This is a genomic window from Agrococcus sp. UYP33, from assembly GCF_054060915.1.
This window is the reverse complement of the sequence record NZ_JBSSDR010000001.1, coordinates 852255-865931: the sequence shown is the minus strand read 5'-3', so window position 1 is coordinate 865931 and position 13677 is coordinate 852255. Positions and strand designations below refer to the sequence as shown.

16 protein-coding genes are annotated in these 13677 nt (G+C 72.6%); 7 read left to right on the top strand and 9 right to left on the bottom strand.

Annotation, left to right across the window (positions count from 1 at the left end; all coding sequences use genetic code 11):
- Positions 1–129: 129 nt before the first annotated feature.
- Both ACVWW9_RS04205 and ACVWW9_RS04200 read right to left on the bottom strand, forming a co-directional pair.
- Positions 130–1251, bottom strand: a complete 1122-nt coding sequence (locus ACVWW9_RS04205) for an ABC transporter permease (RefSeq protein WP_456514508.1) — start codon at positions 1249–1251, stop codon at positions 130–132.
- Positions 1248–2129 carry an ABC transporter ATP-binding protein gene (locus ACVWW9_RS04200; RefSeq protein ID WP_456514507.1) on the bottom strand — a complete coding sequence of 294 codons (882 nt, stop codon included), beginning with the start codon at positions 2127–2129 and terminating at the stop codon, positions 1248–1250. The genes ACVWW9_RS04205 and ACVWW9_RS04200 overlap by 4 nt, the downstream gene beginning before the upstream one ends.
- A 145-nt stretch (positions 2130–2274) precedes the next feature.
- Between ACVWW9_RS04200 and ACVWW9_RS04195 the strand changes: the two genes are divergently transcribed.
- Positions 2275–2958 (top strand): hypothetical protein, encoded by a 684-nt coding sequence (locus ACVWW9_RS04195; RefSeq protein WP_456514506.1) that lies wholly within the window; start codon positions 2275–2277, stop codon positions 2956–2958.
- Here ACVWW9_RS04195 and ACVWW9_RS04190 read toward each other — a convergent pair.
- The 4 genes from ACVWW9_RS04190 to ACVWW9_RS04175 are packed head-to-tail and all read right to left on the bottom strand — an operon-like array spanning position 2955 to position 5003.
- Positions 2955–3518: a dihydrofolate reductase family protein gene (locus tag ACVWW9_RS04190; RefSeq protein ID WP_456514505.1), complete on the bottom strand. Its 564-nt coding sequence runs from the start codon at positions 3516–3518 to the stop codon at positions 2955–2957. The genes ACVWW9_RS04195 and ACVWW9_RS04190 overlap by 4 nt on opposite strands.
- Entirely contained in the window at positions 3515–4096 is a 582-nt protein-coding gene (locus ACVWW9_RS04185; RefSeq protein ID WP_456514504.1) for a dihydrofolate reductase family protein, read from the bottom strand. The genes ACVWW9_RS04190 and ACVWW9_RS04185 overlap by 4 nt, the downstream gene beginning before the upstream one ends.
- Positions 4093–4557: an SRPBCC family protein gene (locus ACVWW9_RS04180; RefSeq protein ID WP_456514503.1), complete on the bottom strand. Its 465-nt coding sequence runs from the start codon at positions 4555–4557 to the stop codon at positions 4093–4095. Before ACVWW9_RS04180 ends, ACVWW9_RS04185 begins: the two co-directional genes overlap by 4 nt.
- Entirely contained in the window at positions 4557–5003 is a 447-nt protein-coding gene (locus ACVWW9_RS04175; RefSeq protein WP_456514502.1) for an ArsR/SmtB family transcription factor, read from the bottom strand. Before ACVWW9_RS04175 ends, ACVWW9_RS04180 begins: the two co-directional genes overlap by 1 nt.
- A 95-nt stretch (positions 5004–5098) precedes the next feature.
- Here ACVWW9_RS04175 and ACVWW9_RS04170 point away from each other — a divergent pair, with 95 nt between their 5' ends.
- Positions 5099–5983, top strand: coding sequence for a DUF72 domain-containing protein (locus tag ACVWW9_RS04170; RefSeq protein WP_456514501.1), 885 nt, complete (start codon positions 5099–5101; stop codon positions 5981–5983).
- Between the two features lie 13 nt (positions 5984–5996).
- Here the strand turns inward: ACVWW9_RS04170 and ACVWW9_RS04165 are convergent, their stop codons facing one another.
- Together ACVWW9_RS04165 and ACVWW9_RS04160 are read right to left on the bottom strand one after the other, a co-directional pair.
- Positions 5997–6323: a DUF2834 domain-containing protein gene (locus tag ACVWW9_RS04165; RefSeq protein ID WP_456514500.1), complete on the bottom strand. Its 327-nt coding sequence runs from the start codon at positions 6321–6323 to the stop codon at positions 5997–5999.
- A 49-nt stretch (positions 6324–6372) separates the two neighbouring features.
- Positions 6373–7062 carry a response regulator transcription factor gene (locus tag ACVWW9_RS04160; RefSeq protein ID WP_354258056.1) on the bottom strand — a complete coding sequence of 230 codons (690 nt, stop codon included), beginning with the start codon at positions 7060–7062 and terminating at the stop codon, positions 6373–6375.
- 148 nt (positions 7063–7210) lie between these two features.
- Between ACVWW9_RS04160 and ACVWW9_RS04155 the strand changes: the two genes are divergently transcribed.
- A complete protein-coding gene (locus tag ACVWW9_RS04155) occupies positions 7211–8917 on the top strand; it encodes a cell wall-binding repeat-containing protein (protein WP_456514499.1) in 1707 nt (568 codons plus the stop codon).
- Between the two features lie 54 nt (positions 8918–8971).
- On the opposite strand, the gene ACVWW9_RS04150 is transcribed toward ACVWW9_RS04155, so the two are convergent.
- Positions 8972–10336, bottom strand: coding sequence for a sensor histidine kinase (locus tag ACVWW9_RS04150; protein ID WP_456514498.1), 1365 nt, complete (start codon positions 10334–10336; stop codon positions 8972–8974).
- A gap of 279 nt (positions 10337–10615) precedes the next feature.
- Here ACVWW9_RS04150 and ACVWW9_RS04145 point away from each other — a divergent pair, with 279 nt between their 5' ends.
- The 4 genes from ACVWW9_RS04145 to ACVWW9_RS04130 are packed head-to-tail and all read left to right on the top strand — an operon-like array spanning position 10616 to position 13661.
- Positions 10616–11398: a hypothetical protein gene (locus tag ACVWW9_RS04145; protein WP_456514497.1), complete on the top strand. Its 783-nt coding sequence runs from the start codon at positions 10616–10618 to the stop codon at positions 11396–11398.
- A gap of 60 nt (positions 11399–11458) precedes the next feature.
- Complete coding sequence (locus ACVWW9_RS04140; RefSeq protein WP_245989735.1) at positions 11459–12043, top strand: RNA polymerase sigma factor; 585 nt, start codon at positions 11459–11461, stop codon at positions 12041–12043.
- On the top strand, positions 12040–12885 hold the full coding sequence (locus ACVWW9_RS04135; RefSeq protein WP_456514496.1) for a hypothetical protein: 846 nt from the start codon (positions 12040–12042) through the stop codon (positions 12883–12885). Before ACVWW9_RS04140 ends, ACVWW9_RS04135 begins: the two co-directional genes overlap by 4 nt.
- Positions 12882–13661, top strand: a complete 780-nt coding sequence (locus ACVWW9_RS04130; RefSeq protein WP_456514495.1) for a hypothetical protein — start codon at positions 12882–12884, stop codon at positions 13659–13661. The genes ACVWW9_RS04135 and ACVWW9_RS04130 overlap by 4 nt, the downstream gene beginning before the upstream one ends.
- The last annotated feature ends 16 nt before the right edge of the window (positions 13662–13677 follow it).

Sequence of the window (13677 nt, the reverse complement as noted above, 5' to 3'; positions counted from 1 at the left end):
TCATTACTCGACCAATGAACCACGTAACCTCGACCGTGTCAACCCATCCGCATGATCACGTCCCGGAATCGCGAATGGCCCCGTTCCGGGCAGGAACGGGGCCATCTGCGACCACCCGACAGACGAGGGCTACGCCTTCAGCGCGTCCTTCCACTTCACGGCCGAGCCGGTCTTGAGCAGCGACCGCTCGTAGACCTTCGCGGCGAAGACGATCACGAGGATGGTCGAGACCACCAGGATCGCGAGCGAGAGGAACGGCTCCCACCACTCCATCGTGCCGAGGTAGACGCGCATGGGCACCGCGACCGGCGACGAGAACGGCACGTACGACATGATCTGCAGCGCGAGCGGGTTGTTGTTGAAGATGATCACGAGGAAGTACGGGATCATGATCAGCATGATGAGCGGGCTCGTGGCGGAGCCCAGGTCCTCGGCGCGCGAGACGAGCGCCGCCGCCGCCGCGTAGAGCGCCGCGAGCATGATGAAGCCGACGGTGAAGAGCACGACGAACCACACGATCGGCATGCCGAGCCCGTCGAGCAGCAGCTGCGAGCCGGTGATGGCGCCGCCCAGCAGCACCACCGCCGCGATGAGCAGGATCTGCCCGAACGCCAGGATCGAGTTGCCGATCACCTTCCCGGCCAGGATGGCGCGGGCCGGCACCGTCGCGAGCATGATCTCGACGATGCGCGACGCCTTCTCCTCGACGACCGAGTTGGCGATCGTCTGGCCGAACGTCATCGCCGACATGAAGAACACGAGGCCGAAGGCGAGGCCGATGAAGTAGGTCAGCATCGGGTCGGGCGCGTTCGGGTCGAGCAGCTCGAGGTCGGGCGTGATGCTGAGCAGCTGGAGGAGGCTCGAGGGCGCCTCGCGGTCGCCGATGACGACGAGCCCGGAGGGGCCGTCGCCCGCGACGACGCCGGCGTCGACCGAGCCGTCGCGCACGGCGTCGCGCACGGCATCCGCGCTGTCGGCGGGGACGACGGCGACGCCGTCGAGCTGCTCGAGCGTCGGCGCGAGCTCGGAGGTGGTGGCGACGTCGGTGTCCTCGTCGAACAGCTGGGGGCCGACCGACGAGAAGAGCACCGCGCCGAAGACCAGCGCGAGCGTGATGATCGTCGAGATGATGAACGCCTTCGAGCGCAGCTGCGTCATGATCTCCCGCTGCGCGACGATCCCGACGGCCTGCGCGAAGCGCGTGCGCCCGCGGGTGTTCGCGCCCGGGGCGCGGGTGGTGGTGGTGCTCATCGGATGACCTCCTGGAAGATCTCGGTCAGCGGTCGGATGGAGGGGGCGAAGCTGCGGACGGTGCCGCGCTCGATCGCCTCGCGCAGCACGCGGTCGGCGTCGTCGTCGGTGGGGGCGGTGAAGCGCACGTGACCGCCGTCGAACTCGATGACCTCGATGCCGCGGATGCCGCGCACGAAGCCCGCGTCGTCGGTCTCGAGCACCCACTCGGGCCGGGCGTGGGCCGAGCGGATCTGGTCGCGCGTGCCGGCCGCACGCACCTCGCCACCGGCGAGGATGACGAGCGAGTCGCACAGGCGCTCGACGAGGTCGAGCTGGTGGCTCGAGAAGAGCACCGGGGCGCCGCTGCGGGCGACGTCGCGGAGCACCTCGACGGTCGTCTCGACGGCCATCGGGTCGAGCCCGGAGAACGGCTCGTCGAGCACGAGCGCAGTGGGCTCGTGCACGAGCGCCGCGGCGATCTGCGCCCGCTGCTGGTTGCCGAGGCTGAGCGACTCGAGCTTGTCGTCCCGGCGCTCACCGAGGCCCAGCTGCTCGAGCAGGTCTGCCGCGCGGGTCGACGCGTGCGCCGAGCTGAGGCCGTGCAGGCGGCCCAGGTAGACGAGCTGCTCGTGGACCTTCATCTTCGGGTAGAGGCCGCGCTCCTCGGGCATGTAGCCGAACTGCGCGCGGTCATCGGCGGTGATGGGGCGGTCGTCGACGAGCACCTCGCCGGAGCTCGGCGTGAGCACGCCGAGGATGATGCGCATGGTCGTGGTCTTGCCTGCGCCGTTGGCGCCGACGAAGCCGGTCATCAGGCCGTTCTGCACGTCGAAGCTGACGTCGTTGAGCGCCCGGTGCCCGTTGAAGGAGCGGGAGATCGATCGGATGGAGAGCATGCTCCGACGCTACGTCGGCGGCATCACGGCGGCCTCCCCCTGACGGCTGGACTTGGGCCTCCGCCGTGCGGGGGAGCGGGGACAGAGGCTCCGCCGAGCGGCGCCCGGACTGGCGTCGAGGGCGCGCATCGGGGAGGCTGACGGCATGGACTTCGCCGAAGCCGACGACGACACCTTCCACCCGCCGAGCCTCGACGAGGTCTCCGCGGAGTTCCCGGTGCGGCTCGCGACGCTCGTGGCGCAGCCCGGCATCCGCGAGATCGGCGTGAACACGATCGCGTCGAGCAGCGACGGCGGCCCGTTCCAGCTCGACGCCGCCGCGATCACCTACGTGATCCTGTGGAACCCCGACGACCTCGACGACCCGGTCAATCACGTCGTGCTGCCGGACGAGGTCGAGGTCGCCATCGCGCATCGTCCGGTCGAGCTGACGCCGGCCGAGGCAGAGTGGCTGCGGTGGATGCGCTTCCCGACGGCCTACGAGGCCGTGCAGACGGTGGTGCCGTGCGACGACGAGTCGGTCGCCGACGTCCTCGCGCAGCACATGTGGGGCGTGATCGCCAACACGTTCCGCGAGCGGCATCCCGCACCGCACGAGCTCGACTCGTTCATCGATCCGCCCGCCGCTGTCGATGCCGTCGATGGCGTGATCCTCGTCGATGGCGAGGAGGTCGCCTGTGTCGAGATCCCGGACGAGCACGTGCGCGGTCTCGGCGTCGAGCTCGACGACGCAGTCGCGCTCGTCGTGTGGCCCAGGCATATGCTCCCGCTCGTGCGCCTCGAGCTGACGCGACGCCCGCGGCCGGCGACCGGCGCCGCCAGCTCCTAGCCCGACGCGACCGGCCGGTACCGCAGATTCACCTCCGCGGTGGGGTCGTCGCCGTTCACGAGCGACAGCCGGATCGGCGTGCCGCCGGGCGCGTGGTGCAGCCGGATGCCGTCGCCGAGCAGGATCGGCGCGACGTGCAGGTCGATCTCGTCGATGAGCCCCCGCTCGAGCAGCTGGCTGCCGATCGAGGGCGAGAGCACCTCGAGGTTCTTGCCGGCCGCCGCCTCGAGCCCGATCCGCACCGCCTCTGCCACGTCGCAGTCGAGGAAGGTCACGCCGTCGACCGGCTGCGCGTCCTCGGGGTGGTGCGTCAGCACGAACAGCGGCCCCTGCCACGCGCCGCCGTAGGTCATGCTCGGGTCGGGGAACATGTCCCAGCCGACGCGACCGCCGAGCACGGCGCCGGTCGTCTCGACGTACTCGTCGATGAGCCCGTCGCGGTTCGTGATGCCGCTCATCCAGTCCATCGCGTGCTCGGGCCCCGCCACGAAGCCGTCGAGCGACATCGTGAAGTGCCAGAGCACCGTGCCGCCGGCGGTCTGCGGCTCCGTGTCCTTCATCGCTCGCCTCCCTCGACCGCGTACTCCGTGACGAGGTGCCCTGCCGGATGCGCGACCGACGACTCGAGCCGCAGCAGCCGCAGCCCGAGCGACGACGGCGTGAAGCGCAGGCCGTCGCCGATGAGCGCGGGCGTCGTGCGCAGCCGGAGCCGGTCGACGAGGCCCGCGTCGAGCAGCGCGTCGGCGAGCGACAGCGATCCCCAGACGATGATCGAGCCGAACCGGCCCTTGAGCGCCCGCACGGCATCCGCTGCCGTCGGGTCGGGCCGCACGACCTCGATCTCGCCGTCGCCCCACGGAGCGCGCTCGAGCGTGGCCGAGAGCACGAGCTTCGCCAGTCGCGCGATCGGCTCGGCGACGCGCTCCACCGCCGGATCGGCGGTCGGCCAGTACGCGGCGAACATCTCGTACGTGCGCCGGCCGAGCAGGATCGCGTCGACGCCCTCGAGCATCGTCAGCTGGCCCTCGTCCGAGATGTCGCCGTCCGGCGTCGTCGCCTCGACGAAGCGCATGCCGCCGTCGGGCTCGGCCGCGAAGCCGTCGGCCGAGACGATCTGCTCGACGATGAGGCCGTTCACGACGAGCGCTCGCTCGTCGTCGCGAGGGCGTCGTCGAGCTCCTCGAAGGCCTCGGTCCAGCCGTGGAAGACGCTCTGCTCGCTCACGCGGTCCTCGTCGACGCCCGACAGGTGGAAGCTCATCTCGCACCGGCCGCCCTCGAGCTCGGTCAGGTCGACCGTGATCTGCATGGCGTCGGCGACCGCGTCACCGGGGTCCGCCCACGAGAAGCGCAGCCGCTCGGGCTCCCGCACCTCCACGTACTCGCCGCCGGTCGGGTACTCGCTGCGGTCGGGCGCGATCATCAGGTACTCGTAGCGGCCCCCGACCCGCAGGTCGATCCGCACCGACTCGGGCGGCACGGCCACCTCGTGCGGATGCCACCACTGCGCGGCGATCGCCGGGTCGGTCCATGCCCGCCAGACGGCTGCCCTGGGCGCGTCGAACGTGCGCGTGATCGTGAACTGCTTCGTTGCGGTCATCACTGCTCCTTCGGGTCGCCGACGGATGAGTCGGCCTGGTCGGTCGTGCTGGTGCTGGCGGTTCCGGCGTCGGATGCTGCGTCGTGGGCGTCGCTCGCGCTGCCCGCGCTGGGCTCCCCGGCGACGAGCGCGGCGAGCGTCTCGTCGAGACGGTCGAAGCGCGACTGCCATGCGGCGCGGTGCTCGGTGACCCACTGCTCGGCGTCGTCGAGCCCCTCGGGGCGAAGCGCGCAGCTGCGCCACTGCCCCTGCCGGGTGCGCTCGATGAGGCCGGCCTGCTCGAGCACGCCGAGGTGCTGCGAGACCGCCGGCCGGCTCATCGCGAACGGCTCGGCGAGCTCGCCGACGGTCGCGGCGCCGGCTGCCAGCCGCTCGAGCATCGCGCGCCGGGTCGGGTCGGCGAGCGCGAAGAAGATGCGGCTGAGGGAATCGGTCGCGATCGGCACTGCGCACCTCCTTGCGTAAGCAACTGCTTACATGGTGCGCCGGTCGGTCGGCGGTGTCAACCCCGAGTCGACGCGGAGCGGCCTCTCGGCGGCCGGTGCGAAGGTGGGCGCATGGAGGAGGAGCGCCGCGAGACCGCCCGGCCGCCCGCGCGCGGGTCGGCATCTCCGGCTGGCGCTACGCCGAGTGGCGCGGCGACTTCTACCCGCGTGGGCTGCCGCAACGCCGGGAGCTCGAGCACGTCGGCGAGCGGATGTCGACGCTCGAGCTCAACGGCTCGTTCTACTCGCTGCAGCGCCCGGCGAGCTACGAGCGCTGGCGCGACGCGGTGCCCGACGACTTCGTCTTCGCGGTGAAGGGATCGCGGTACATCACGCACATGCTGCGGCTGCGGGGCGTCGAGGTGGCGATGGCGAACTTCTTCGCGTCGGGCGTGCTCGCGCTCGGGGCGAAGCTCGGGCCGTTCCTCTGGCAGCTGCCCGAGCGCGAGGAGTTCGACGCCGAGGGGCTCGACCGGTTCCTCGCGGGCCTGCCGCGGTCGACGGGCGAGGCACTCGAGCTCGCGCGGCGCCACGACGACCGGATGCGGGGACGCACGTGGCTCGAGGAGGGGCCCGACGTGCCGCTGCGTCACGCGCTCGAGCCGAGGGCGCGCTCGTTCGAGGATCCGGCCGCGGCCGAGCTGCTGCGGCACCACGGGGTCGCGCTCACCGTCGCCGACACGGCAGATCGCTGGCCGGCGTTCGGCGAGGTCACCGCTGATTTCGCCTACGTGCGCCTGCACGGCTCGCGCGAGCTCTACGCGAGCGGCTACACGCCCGACGAGCTCGACGCGTGGGCGGAGCGCATCCGCGGGTGGGTGAGCGGCTCTGCCACGCCCGACGGCGCTCCGCGCGACGTCTACGTCTACTTCGACAACGACATCCACGGGCACGCGCCGCACGACGCGATGGCGCTGGCGCAGCGCGTCGAGCCGACCTGATCTCCCGGGTCGGTCAGCGCTCCGGCGAGGCCCGCCGGTGCAGCGCGACCGCGCGCATCCCGAGGAAGAGCGGGAAGGCGAAGGCGATCGCGATGACGGCGCCCAGCACGACGAGCACCCACACCCAGCGCGCCCATCCGAGCCGGACGCCCTCGACGATCATGAAGATCGAGGCGGCGACCGCGACGACGAGCAGGTCGATCGACGCCGATGCGCTCGCGGCGTTCGCGAACCATCCCTCGAGGTAGCCGAGCCCGCCGGGGTCGGCGAAGAACGCGATGTTGTACCACCACGTGCCGACGAGGCCGGCCGCAGCGAGCGCGAACCACACGATCGCCACCGCGGGGATGCGCCGCGCGCGTGGTTCCGACGCAGGTGCGCGGACGGGCTCAGGCACGGGGCGCGACCACTCCGTGCTCGTACGCCCAGATGACGGCGTGGATGCGGTCGCGGATGCCGAGCTTGAGCAGCACGTTCGAGACGTGCGTCTTCACGGTCGCCTCGCCGACGAAGAGCTCGCGGGCGATCTCGGCGTTCGACCGACCGCGCGCGAGGAGCAGCAGCGTCTCGCGCTCGCGGTCGGTGAGGTCGACGAGCACCGGGCTCGGGGGAGCGGCGAGCATCTCGCCGGTCGTGACCGCGGCGTCCGTCGAGCCCGACGCGCCGGCGAAGCGCTCGATGACGCGGCGGGTCACCTCCGGCGAGAGCAGCGCGTCGCCGCGCGCGAGCGCGTGCACGGCATCGATGAGCTGCTCGGGCTCGGCCGTCTTGAGGAGGAAGCCGGAGGCACCGGCCGAGAGCGCGTCGAACAGGAAGTCGTCGCGGTCGAAGGTCGTCAGCATGAGCACCGCGGCGTGGCCGTCGGCAGCGCAGATCGCCCGCGTCGCATCGAGGCCGTCCATCACGGGCATCTGCACGTCCATGCAGATCACGTCGGGCTGCAGCTCGGCAGCGAGGCGCACACCCTCGGCACCGTCCTTCGCCTGACCGACCACGTCGAACCCGGGCTCGCTCGAGAGGATCGTCTCGAAGCCGGCGCGCACGAGCGCCTGGTCGTCCACCAGCAGGATGCGCGTCACGCGTCCCACGCTACCGGCGCCGCGGCCACGGATCGGGCGCCCCATCCGCCGACCAATCCCTCGACGCCTGCCGAGTGCGCACATATGCTGAAAGCAACCTCCTCCTGCGTGAACGCCCGAACCTTGCGCCCGATCGAACGGCCCGCCGATGCGCCTTCGCCCCCGTCTCGTCGCTGCCGCGGCCCTCACTGCGCTCGTCGCCGGTCTGCTGACGGTCACCCCGCCCGCAGGCACCGGTGGCAGCGCCACTGCCGCCGTGGCGGCCGACTTCGAAGCCGGCTACCTCGTCTCGGACGAGCAGTTCTACGACGGTGGCGCGATGACCGCTGCGCAGGTGCAGGCGTTCATCGACGCGAAGCACGCGGGTTGCGCGGCCGGATACACGTGCCTCGACACCTACAGCCAGAAGACCCCGTCGATCGCAGCAGACGCCTACTGCGGAGCGATGACGGGGAGGGCGAACGAGTCGGCCGCGAGCATCATCGCTCGCGTCGGGCAGGCCTGCGACATCTCGCAGCGATTCCTGCTCGTGCTGCTGCAGAAGGAGCAGACGCTCGTCACGCACCCGTCGCCGAGCGCCTCGCGCTACGAGAAGGCGACCGGATTCGGCTGCCCCGACACCGCGCCGTGCGATGCGAGCGTCGCCGGGTTCTTCTACCAGGTCTACTACGGCGCACGGCAGTTCCAGCGCTACGCGGCACACCCCGAGCGCTACAACCACCGCGCCGGCGTCGTGAACCAGATCCGCTACGACACCGAGGTGGCATGCGGTTCGAGCCCGGTGCTCATCCGCAACCTCGCCACGGCGGGGCTCTACAACTACACGCCCTACCAGCCCAACGCGGCGGCGCTCGCGAACCTCTACGGCACGGGAGACTCGTGCTCCGCCTACGGCAACCGCAACACCTGGCGCATCTGGACGGACTGGTTCGGCGACCCGACCGAGCCGCTGCCGAGCGCGCAGCGGATCGCGGGCGCCGACCGGTATGCGACGTCGGTCGAGATCTCGCGCCGCGCGTTCCCGACGGGTGCGCCGGTGGTCTACCTCGCGAGCGGCGAGAATTTCCCGGACGGCCTCGCTGCGGGGCCGGCGGCCGCGCACGCCGGCGGACCTGTGCTGCTGACGCCGCGGGGCTCGGCCATGCCGGCCGTGCTCGCCGAGATCCAGCGGCTCAACCCTGCGGAGGTCGTCATCGTCGGCGGCGAGCCGTCTGTGTCGGCGGCGGTCGAGGATGCGGTGCGCGCGCTCGCGCCCGCCCGAACGGTGTTGCGGCTCGGCGGCACCGACCGCTTCCACACGAGCAGGCTCGTCGCCGAGCACGCCTTCGCGTCGGCGGATGCGGCGTTCGTCGCGACGGGCCTGAAGTTCCCGGATGCGCTCGCCGCAGGTCCGGCCGCGGCGTTCCGCGGCGGGCCGGTGCTGCTGGTCGACGGCGGCAGCGGCTCGCTCGACGCAGCGACGCGCGCGACGCTGCAGGGGCTCGGCGTCGACTGGGCGGGGATCGTCGGCGACGGCACCTCGGTGTCGACCGGTGTCGCGAACGGGCTCTCGGCGGCCGTGCCGAGCGTCGTCCGCTACGCCGGGGCCGACCGCTTCGCGACCGCGGCGCAGCTCGCCGACGTCTTCGACGCGGTGAGCACCGTCTACATCGCGAGCGGCACGGACTTCCCCGACGCGCTGGCCGGCGCGGCCGCGGCGGGGGCAGAGGGCGCGCCGATGCTGCTCGCCCGGCGCGAGTGCATGCCGGCCGCGAGCCGCAGCGCGCTCCTCGGCTCGGGCGCCGACGAGGTGCTGATCCTGGGTGGCCTGCCCACGCTCAGCGCGGCGACCGCTGCGTACACCCGCTGCCCCTGACATCCGGCTGTTGAGCGTTTGCGTCCGAGTTGCGCTGCACTCGGACGCAAACCCTCACCGGGCGGATGCGTCGGCGCTCGTGGGCGCGTCGGCGGGTGCGGCGCTGGCGGGCGCATGGGCACCGGTGCTGGCTGCCTGGTCGCCAGCGGCTGCGGCTGCGGCTGACTGCTCGGTTCCGGCCGACGTCGCGTCGTCGGCCGGCGCCGGGCCAGGGCTCGGCACGCGCGCCCGCACGAGCCATCCACCGCGGGACCGCGGCCCCACCTCGAGCGATCCGCCGAGCGCGGCGATGCGCTCGCGCATGCCCATGAGGCCGGCGCCGGCGCCGTGCGTCCCGGCGGCGCCGCCGCGACCGTCGTCGGTGACCTCGACCTCGATCTCGTCGTCGAGGTAGCGCAGGCGCACGTCGACCCGCGCGACCGGACCGGCGTGCTTGCGAGAGTTCGTGAGCGCCTCCTGCACGATGCGGTAGACCGTGAGGCCCACCATCGACGTCACGGGTCGAGGGGTGCCGATCGACTGCAGCTCGATCCGCTGCCCGCTCTCGCGCGCCGACTCGACGAGCGCGGGCAGCGCATCCAGCTCGGGCGCCGCCGACGTGCCGTCGTCCTCCGAGCGCAGCGTCACGACAAGGGAGCGGAGCTCGCCGATCGCGTCGCGCGCCGACTGCTCGACGTGCCGCAGCGCATCCGCGGCCTTCACGGGGTCGCGGTCGAGCACTCGCCGCGCGGCGCCCGCCTGCACGCCCATGGCCGAGACGTGATGCGCCACGACGTCGTGCAGCTCGCGCGCGATCCGCAGCCGCTCGAGCGAGACCGCCTGCTCGGCGAGCCGATCCTGCTGCGCCTGGATCTCGGCGTGTGCGGCGTCGAGCGCCTCCCGCTCGACCGCGCTGCGCCACGCCCGGTCGCCGAAGACCCAGCCGGCGCCGAAGTAGGCGGCGTTGATGACGATCTGGATGATCAAGAAGGCGAAGAACGCCGAGACTCCGCGCTCGCCGGTCTCCGGGTCGAAGAAGCCGCGGACGGCCGACGAGGCGAGCCAGACCGCCATCGCGATCACGATGACGAGCCGCGACCAGAAGGCCCGGCGGCGGTCGGCATCCCACGCGCCGATCGAGTAGAACCCCATGAAGAGGCTCACCTGCGAGGCGTACAGCTCGAGCACCGCCGCCTCGCCGGCCACGATGTAGATGGCGATCTGCGCGATCGACACCGGCAGCGGATGCACGCGGCGCAGCACGAGCGGCGCCGGCAGCAGCACGGCGGCCAGCAGCGGCGCCCAGATCGGCACGTCGGCGAACTGCAGGCCGGTCATGGCGCTGAGCGCCACCATGACGCAGCCGATGAGCGCGAGCGCCACGGCCAGCACCAGGTCGGCGCGCAGCGAGCTCGCGTCGGGGGCGCGGCGGACGGACATGGCGTCCAGCGTAGGCGCGCGGATGCGTCGGCCGCCTCCGCCGCCCGGCGGGCGGGCCGCCGTGGTCGCCTCCGCCTCGCGGGGGAGCCTCCGAAGGATGTGCGGCTGAGTGGCACGCGGGCTGCACCATCCCGCCGACGCCCCGCTCAGCCGCACATCTTCCGGCCCCCGGACCGGGGTCGCCACCGTGACCGAACCGTGACTCCCACGATCGGCCAGGCAGGAGCATCCTGGACCCATCTGGACCGACGGGGGAGTCGCGACCAGAAGGAGCAGGCCATGATGATCGCCACCCGGCCGTCCGCTCGCGCGGTCGGCGTCGCAGCCGCGTTCGCGGCGGCTGTGCTGCTCGTCGGCTGCGGCCCCGACGCGCCGACGGCCCCGTCCGAGACGGCGGGCACACCGTCGCCTGCGGTGGAGACCGCTAGACCGACGCCCGCCGAGCCGACCCCCACCGGGTCCGTCACGCCGGCGCCGACCGTCACGCCGGCACCGACGAGCGCCCCAGTGCCCACCGAGATGGCGAGCTCGACCTTCGAGACGCAGAACGGCACGATGCGGCTGCAGCTGCCGGAGGGCTGGACGGTGGTCGACAACAGCCGCCTGACGATGGACTTCGAGGGCGACCCGTGGTGGGAGAACACCGTGGGCTTCACGTCGCCCTCCGGCACCGAGATCACGTACTACGACGGCTTCGGCGACTCCGCCGGCTTCCTGAACGCCGACTTCGGGATCGTCGAGGAGCGTGCCATGGACATCGCGGGCACCGCGGCGATGTCGTGGTGGGTGCACGCCGCCGACCGCTGGTTCGTGCATGCCGCGGTCGCGCGGCCCTCGCAGGAGGGGCTGGAGCCGATCCCGCTGTTCGGGCTGCCGGATGTCGAGCGCACCCACACCTGCACGATGCTGCTGCTCGGCGACGACCAGGCGGCGGTCGGCTCTCGGGCCGAGGCCGAGCAGCTGCTCGGCAGCGCGCCGGTGCTCGAGGCGCTCGACGTCATGACGACGCTCGAGCTCACCGGCGTCAATCCGTCGACGATGCCGGCCGGGGTGGAACCGTAGCGCCTGCAACTGATCGCGTCCCGCGTGTAACCAGGGCGCGCATCCCGGACAATCCTGGATGTGGACCTCGCGCAGACCGACGAGCAGCTGTGGCGTGCCGTCGTGCGCGGGGACGGGGTCGCCTTCGCCGCGATCTTCGACCGCCACGGAGACCGCGTGTGGCGACACGCATGGAGGCTGATGCAGCACCGACAGGACACCGAGGACGTCACGGCCGCCGTGTTCGCGGAGGCGTGGCGCAAGCGGTCGCGCGTGCGCATCGTCGATGACTCGGTGCTGCCGTGGCTGCTCGCCACGGCGACGAACTGCGCGCGCAACGCCCGCCGCAGCATCCGCCGCAACGAGCGGCTGATCGCGCACATCCCGCTCGGCCCGGACTCGCCCGACACCGCCGACGTCGCGGGGGACCGCTTCGCGCGGGTCGACGCGTCGAGCGCGGTCGGCGCGGCCCTGCGCGAGCTGTCGGAGACGGATGCTCGGCTCGTGTCGCTCGTGCTGCTCGAGGAGATCCCGCTCGCCGACGCCGCCAAGGCGATCGGCGTGAGCTACGGCGCGGCCAAGACGCGCATCCACCGCGCGAAGCAGCGGCTGCGCGGCCACCTGCAGGCGGCTGGCGCCGGCGACCTCGAGGAGGTGTCGGCATGAGCGATCGGCAGCAGCAGGGCATGAGCCCCGACTTCCGGGCGCGGATGCGCCAGGGCCTGTCGACGATGGCGGTGCGCGAGCGCGTGCGAGAACGGCGCCGCAATCGCGCGATCGCCGGCGGCGCGGTCGCCGCGGTCGCCGCCGCGGTCGTCGGGGTGGGCGTCTGGCAGTTCGCCGGCGCGCTCGACCCTCGCATCGACGAGGCCGCACCGGCGCCGACGACCACGATGGAGCCGAGCGCCGAGCCGAGCGCCGAGCCCGCGCCGACAGCGACGCCCGAGCCGGAGCCGACCGAGACGGCACCCGTACCGCCGCCGGGCTTCGAGGGCGTGGCGGCCGGGGAGCCGATCGTCACCGACTTCGTGGACTGCCGTGAGGGATGCGGTGACACCGGCGCCGCAGGCGGCCCGGTGCTGGAGCGGTTCTACGACGTCTACGTGCTGTGCGAGGGATCCGGCTCGGTGCTGTTCGGCGGCGCCGAGTGGATCGACTGCGCGGATCACGAGCCGGGCACCGGGTGGGCGCTCGTCGATCGATCCGATGTCGTCGGCGATGGAGACCCGCAGTTCACGGCGACCGACGACTTCGACGGGCAGCTGCAGGTCGTCGAGACGGGCGAGGTGCCGCCCGGCTCGGTCGAGGGCGAGACGGCGACCGTGTACTACGACTGCGGGCCGACGGTGGCGATCGGCGGCGTCACGTTCGACTGCGACGCCGATCCGGGCATCATCCCCGACCTCGCGGCCTGGGGAGTCCCCATCGCGGGCGGGTCGTTCGCGCCGCGGATGGAGTTCCGCGAGGGAGTCGCGCGCGCCGACATGCGGTGGGTGATGGAGCGATGATGCGCCGAGCTTCCGGGTGGGCCGCGGGACCGCTCGCGATCGCGGTGCTGCTCGGGCTCGTGGCGTGCGGCCCGGCCGGGGGCCTCGCTCCGGCGCCAGAGCCGGAGCCCTCCAGCACGAGCGCGACCACAACGACGACGCCCGCGACGACATCGGCACCAGCGGACGCCACGCCGACCCCCACCGCGACCCCCGCCCCGACCGCGACCCCGACGCCGACCCCCCAGGCGGCGCGCACGCCGCCCACGACGCCTCCGCTGCCCGTCCTGTCGCCAGCAGGCACGCCCGTGGCCGTCGTCGGCGCCGAGCTCGTCGAGGGCGAGCGCTACGACTACCTGATCCCGTGCGTGCCGAGCGTCCCCATGTGGTTCGACGCGGGCGACGGTCGGTACTCGTACGACTCGACGGACCGGCTGATCCCGTGCGACCACGGGCTCGTCGCTGCCATCTCGGTGAGCGTGGGCCACGAGATGTCGCTCCTGACGGTCTTCGAGCAGGACATCGGCGCGCCGACCGCCTTCCGCGTCATCACCGGAGCGGGCTTCGACGAGGCCACCGCCGCCGAGGTCGCCGCGCAGACCGGTGCGCAGCTGGTCGACATCGAGCTGGCGTGCGCCGGGGGCGACGGCGAGCTGATCGAGCTGGGCGATCGCTACGCCTACTGCACCGAGCCCTGGGGCTTCGCGGTCATCCCGGACGCCACCCTGAGCGATGCGCTCACACAGGTGGGCGTCGGATTCGGCTACTCGCGTGAGCTCTTCTTCCGGGCTTCGTGATCCCCTCGCGGCCCAC

What these genes read in the sequence shown, in the direction of transcription:
- ACVWW9_RS04145 (WP_456514497.1), top strand. Translation starts at nt 10,616, where the DNA reads ATGATGATCGCCACCCGGCCGTCCGCTCGCGCGGTCGGCGTCGCAGCC.
- ACVWW9_RS04180 (WP_456514503.1), bottom strand. Translation starts at nt 4,557, where the DNA reads ATGACCGCAACGAAGCAGTTCACGATCACGCGCACGTTCGACGCGCCC.
- ACVWW9_RS04190 (WP_456514505.1), bottom strand. Translation starts at nt 3,518, where the DNA reads ATGAAGGACACGGAGCCGCAGACCGCCGGCGGCACGGTGCTCTGGCAC.
- ACVWW9_RS04155 (WP_456514499.1), top strand. Translation starts at nt 7,211, where the DNA reads ATGCGCCTTCGCCCCCGTCTCGTCGCTGCCGCGGCCCTCACTGCGCTC.
- ACVWW9_RS04150 (WP_456514498.1), bottom strand. Translation starts at nt 10,336, where the DNA reads ATGTCCGTCCGCCGCGCCCCCGACGCGAGCTCGCTGCGCGCCGACCTG.
- ACVWW9_RS04135 (WP_456514496.1), top strand. Translation starts at nt 12,040, where the DNA reads ATGAGCGATCGGCAGCAGCAGGGCATGAGCCCCGACTTCCGGGCGCGG.
- ACVWW9_RS04205 (WP_456514508.1), bottom strand. Translation starts at nt 1,251, where the DNA reads ATGAGCACCACCACCACCCGCGCCCCGGGCGCGAACACCCGCGGGCGC.
- ACVWW9_RS04130 (WP_456514495.1), top strand. Translation starts at nt 12,882, where the DNA reads ATGATGCGCCGAGCTTCCGGGTGGGCCGCGGGACCGCTCGCGATCGCG.
- ACVWW9_RS04195 (WP_456514506.1), top strand. Translation starts at nt 2,275, where the DNA reads ATGGACTTCGCCGAAGCCGACGACGACACCTTCCACCCGCCGAGCCTC.
- ACVWW9_RS04200 (WP_456514507.1), bottom strand. Translation starts at nt 2,129, where the DNA reads ATGCTCTCCATCCGATCGATCTCCCGCTCCTTCAACGGGCACCGGGCG.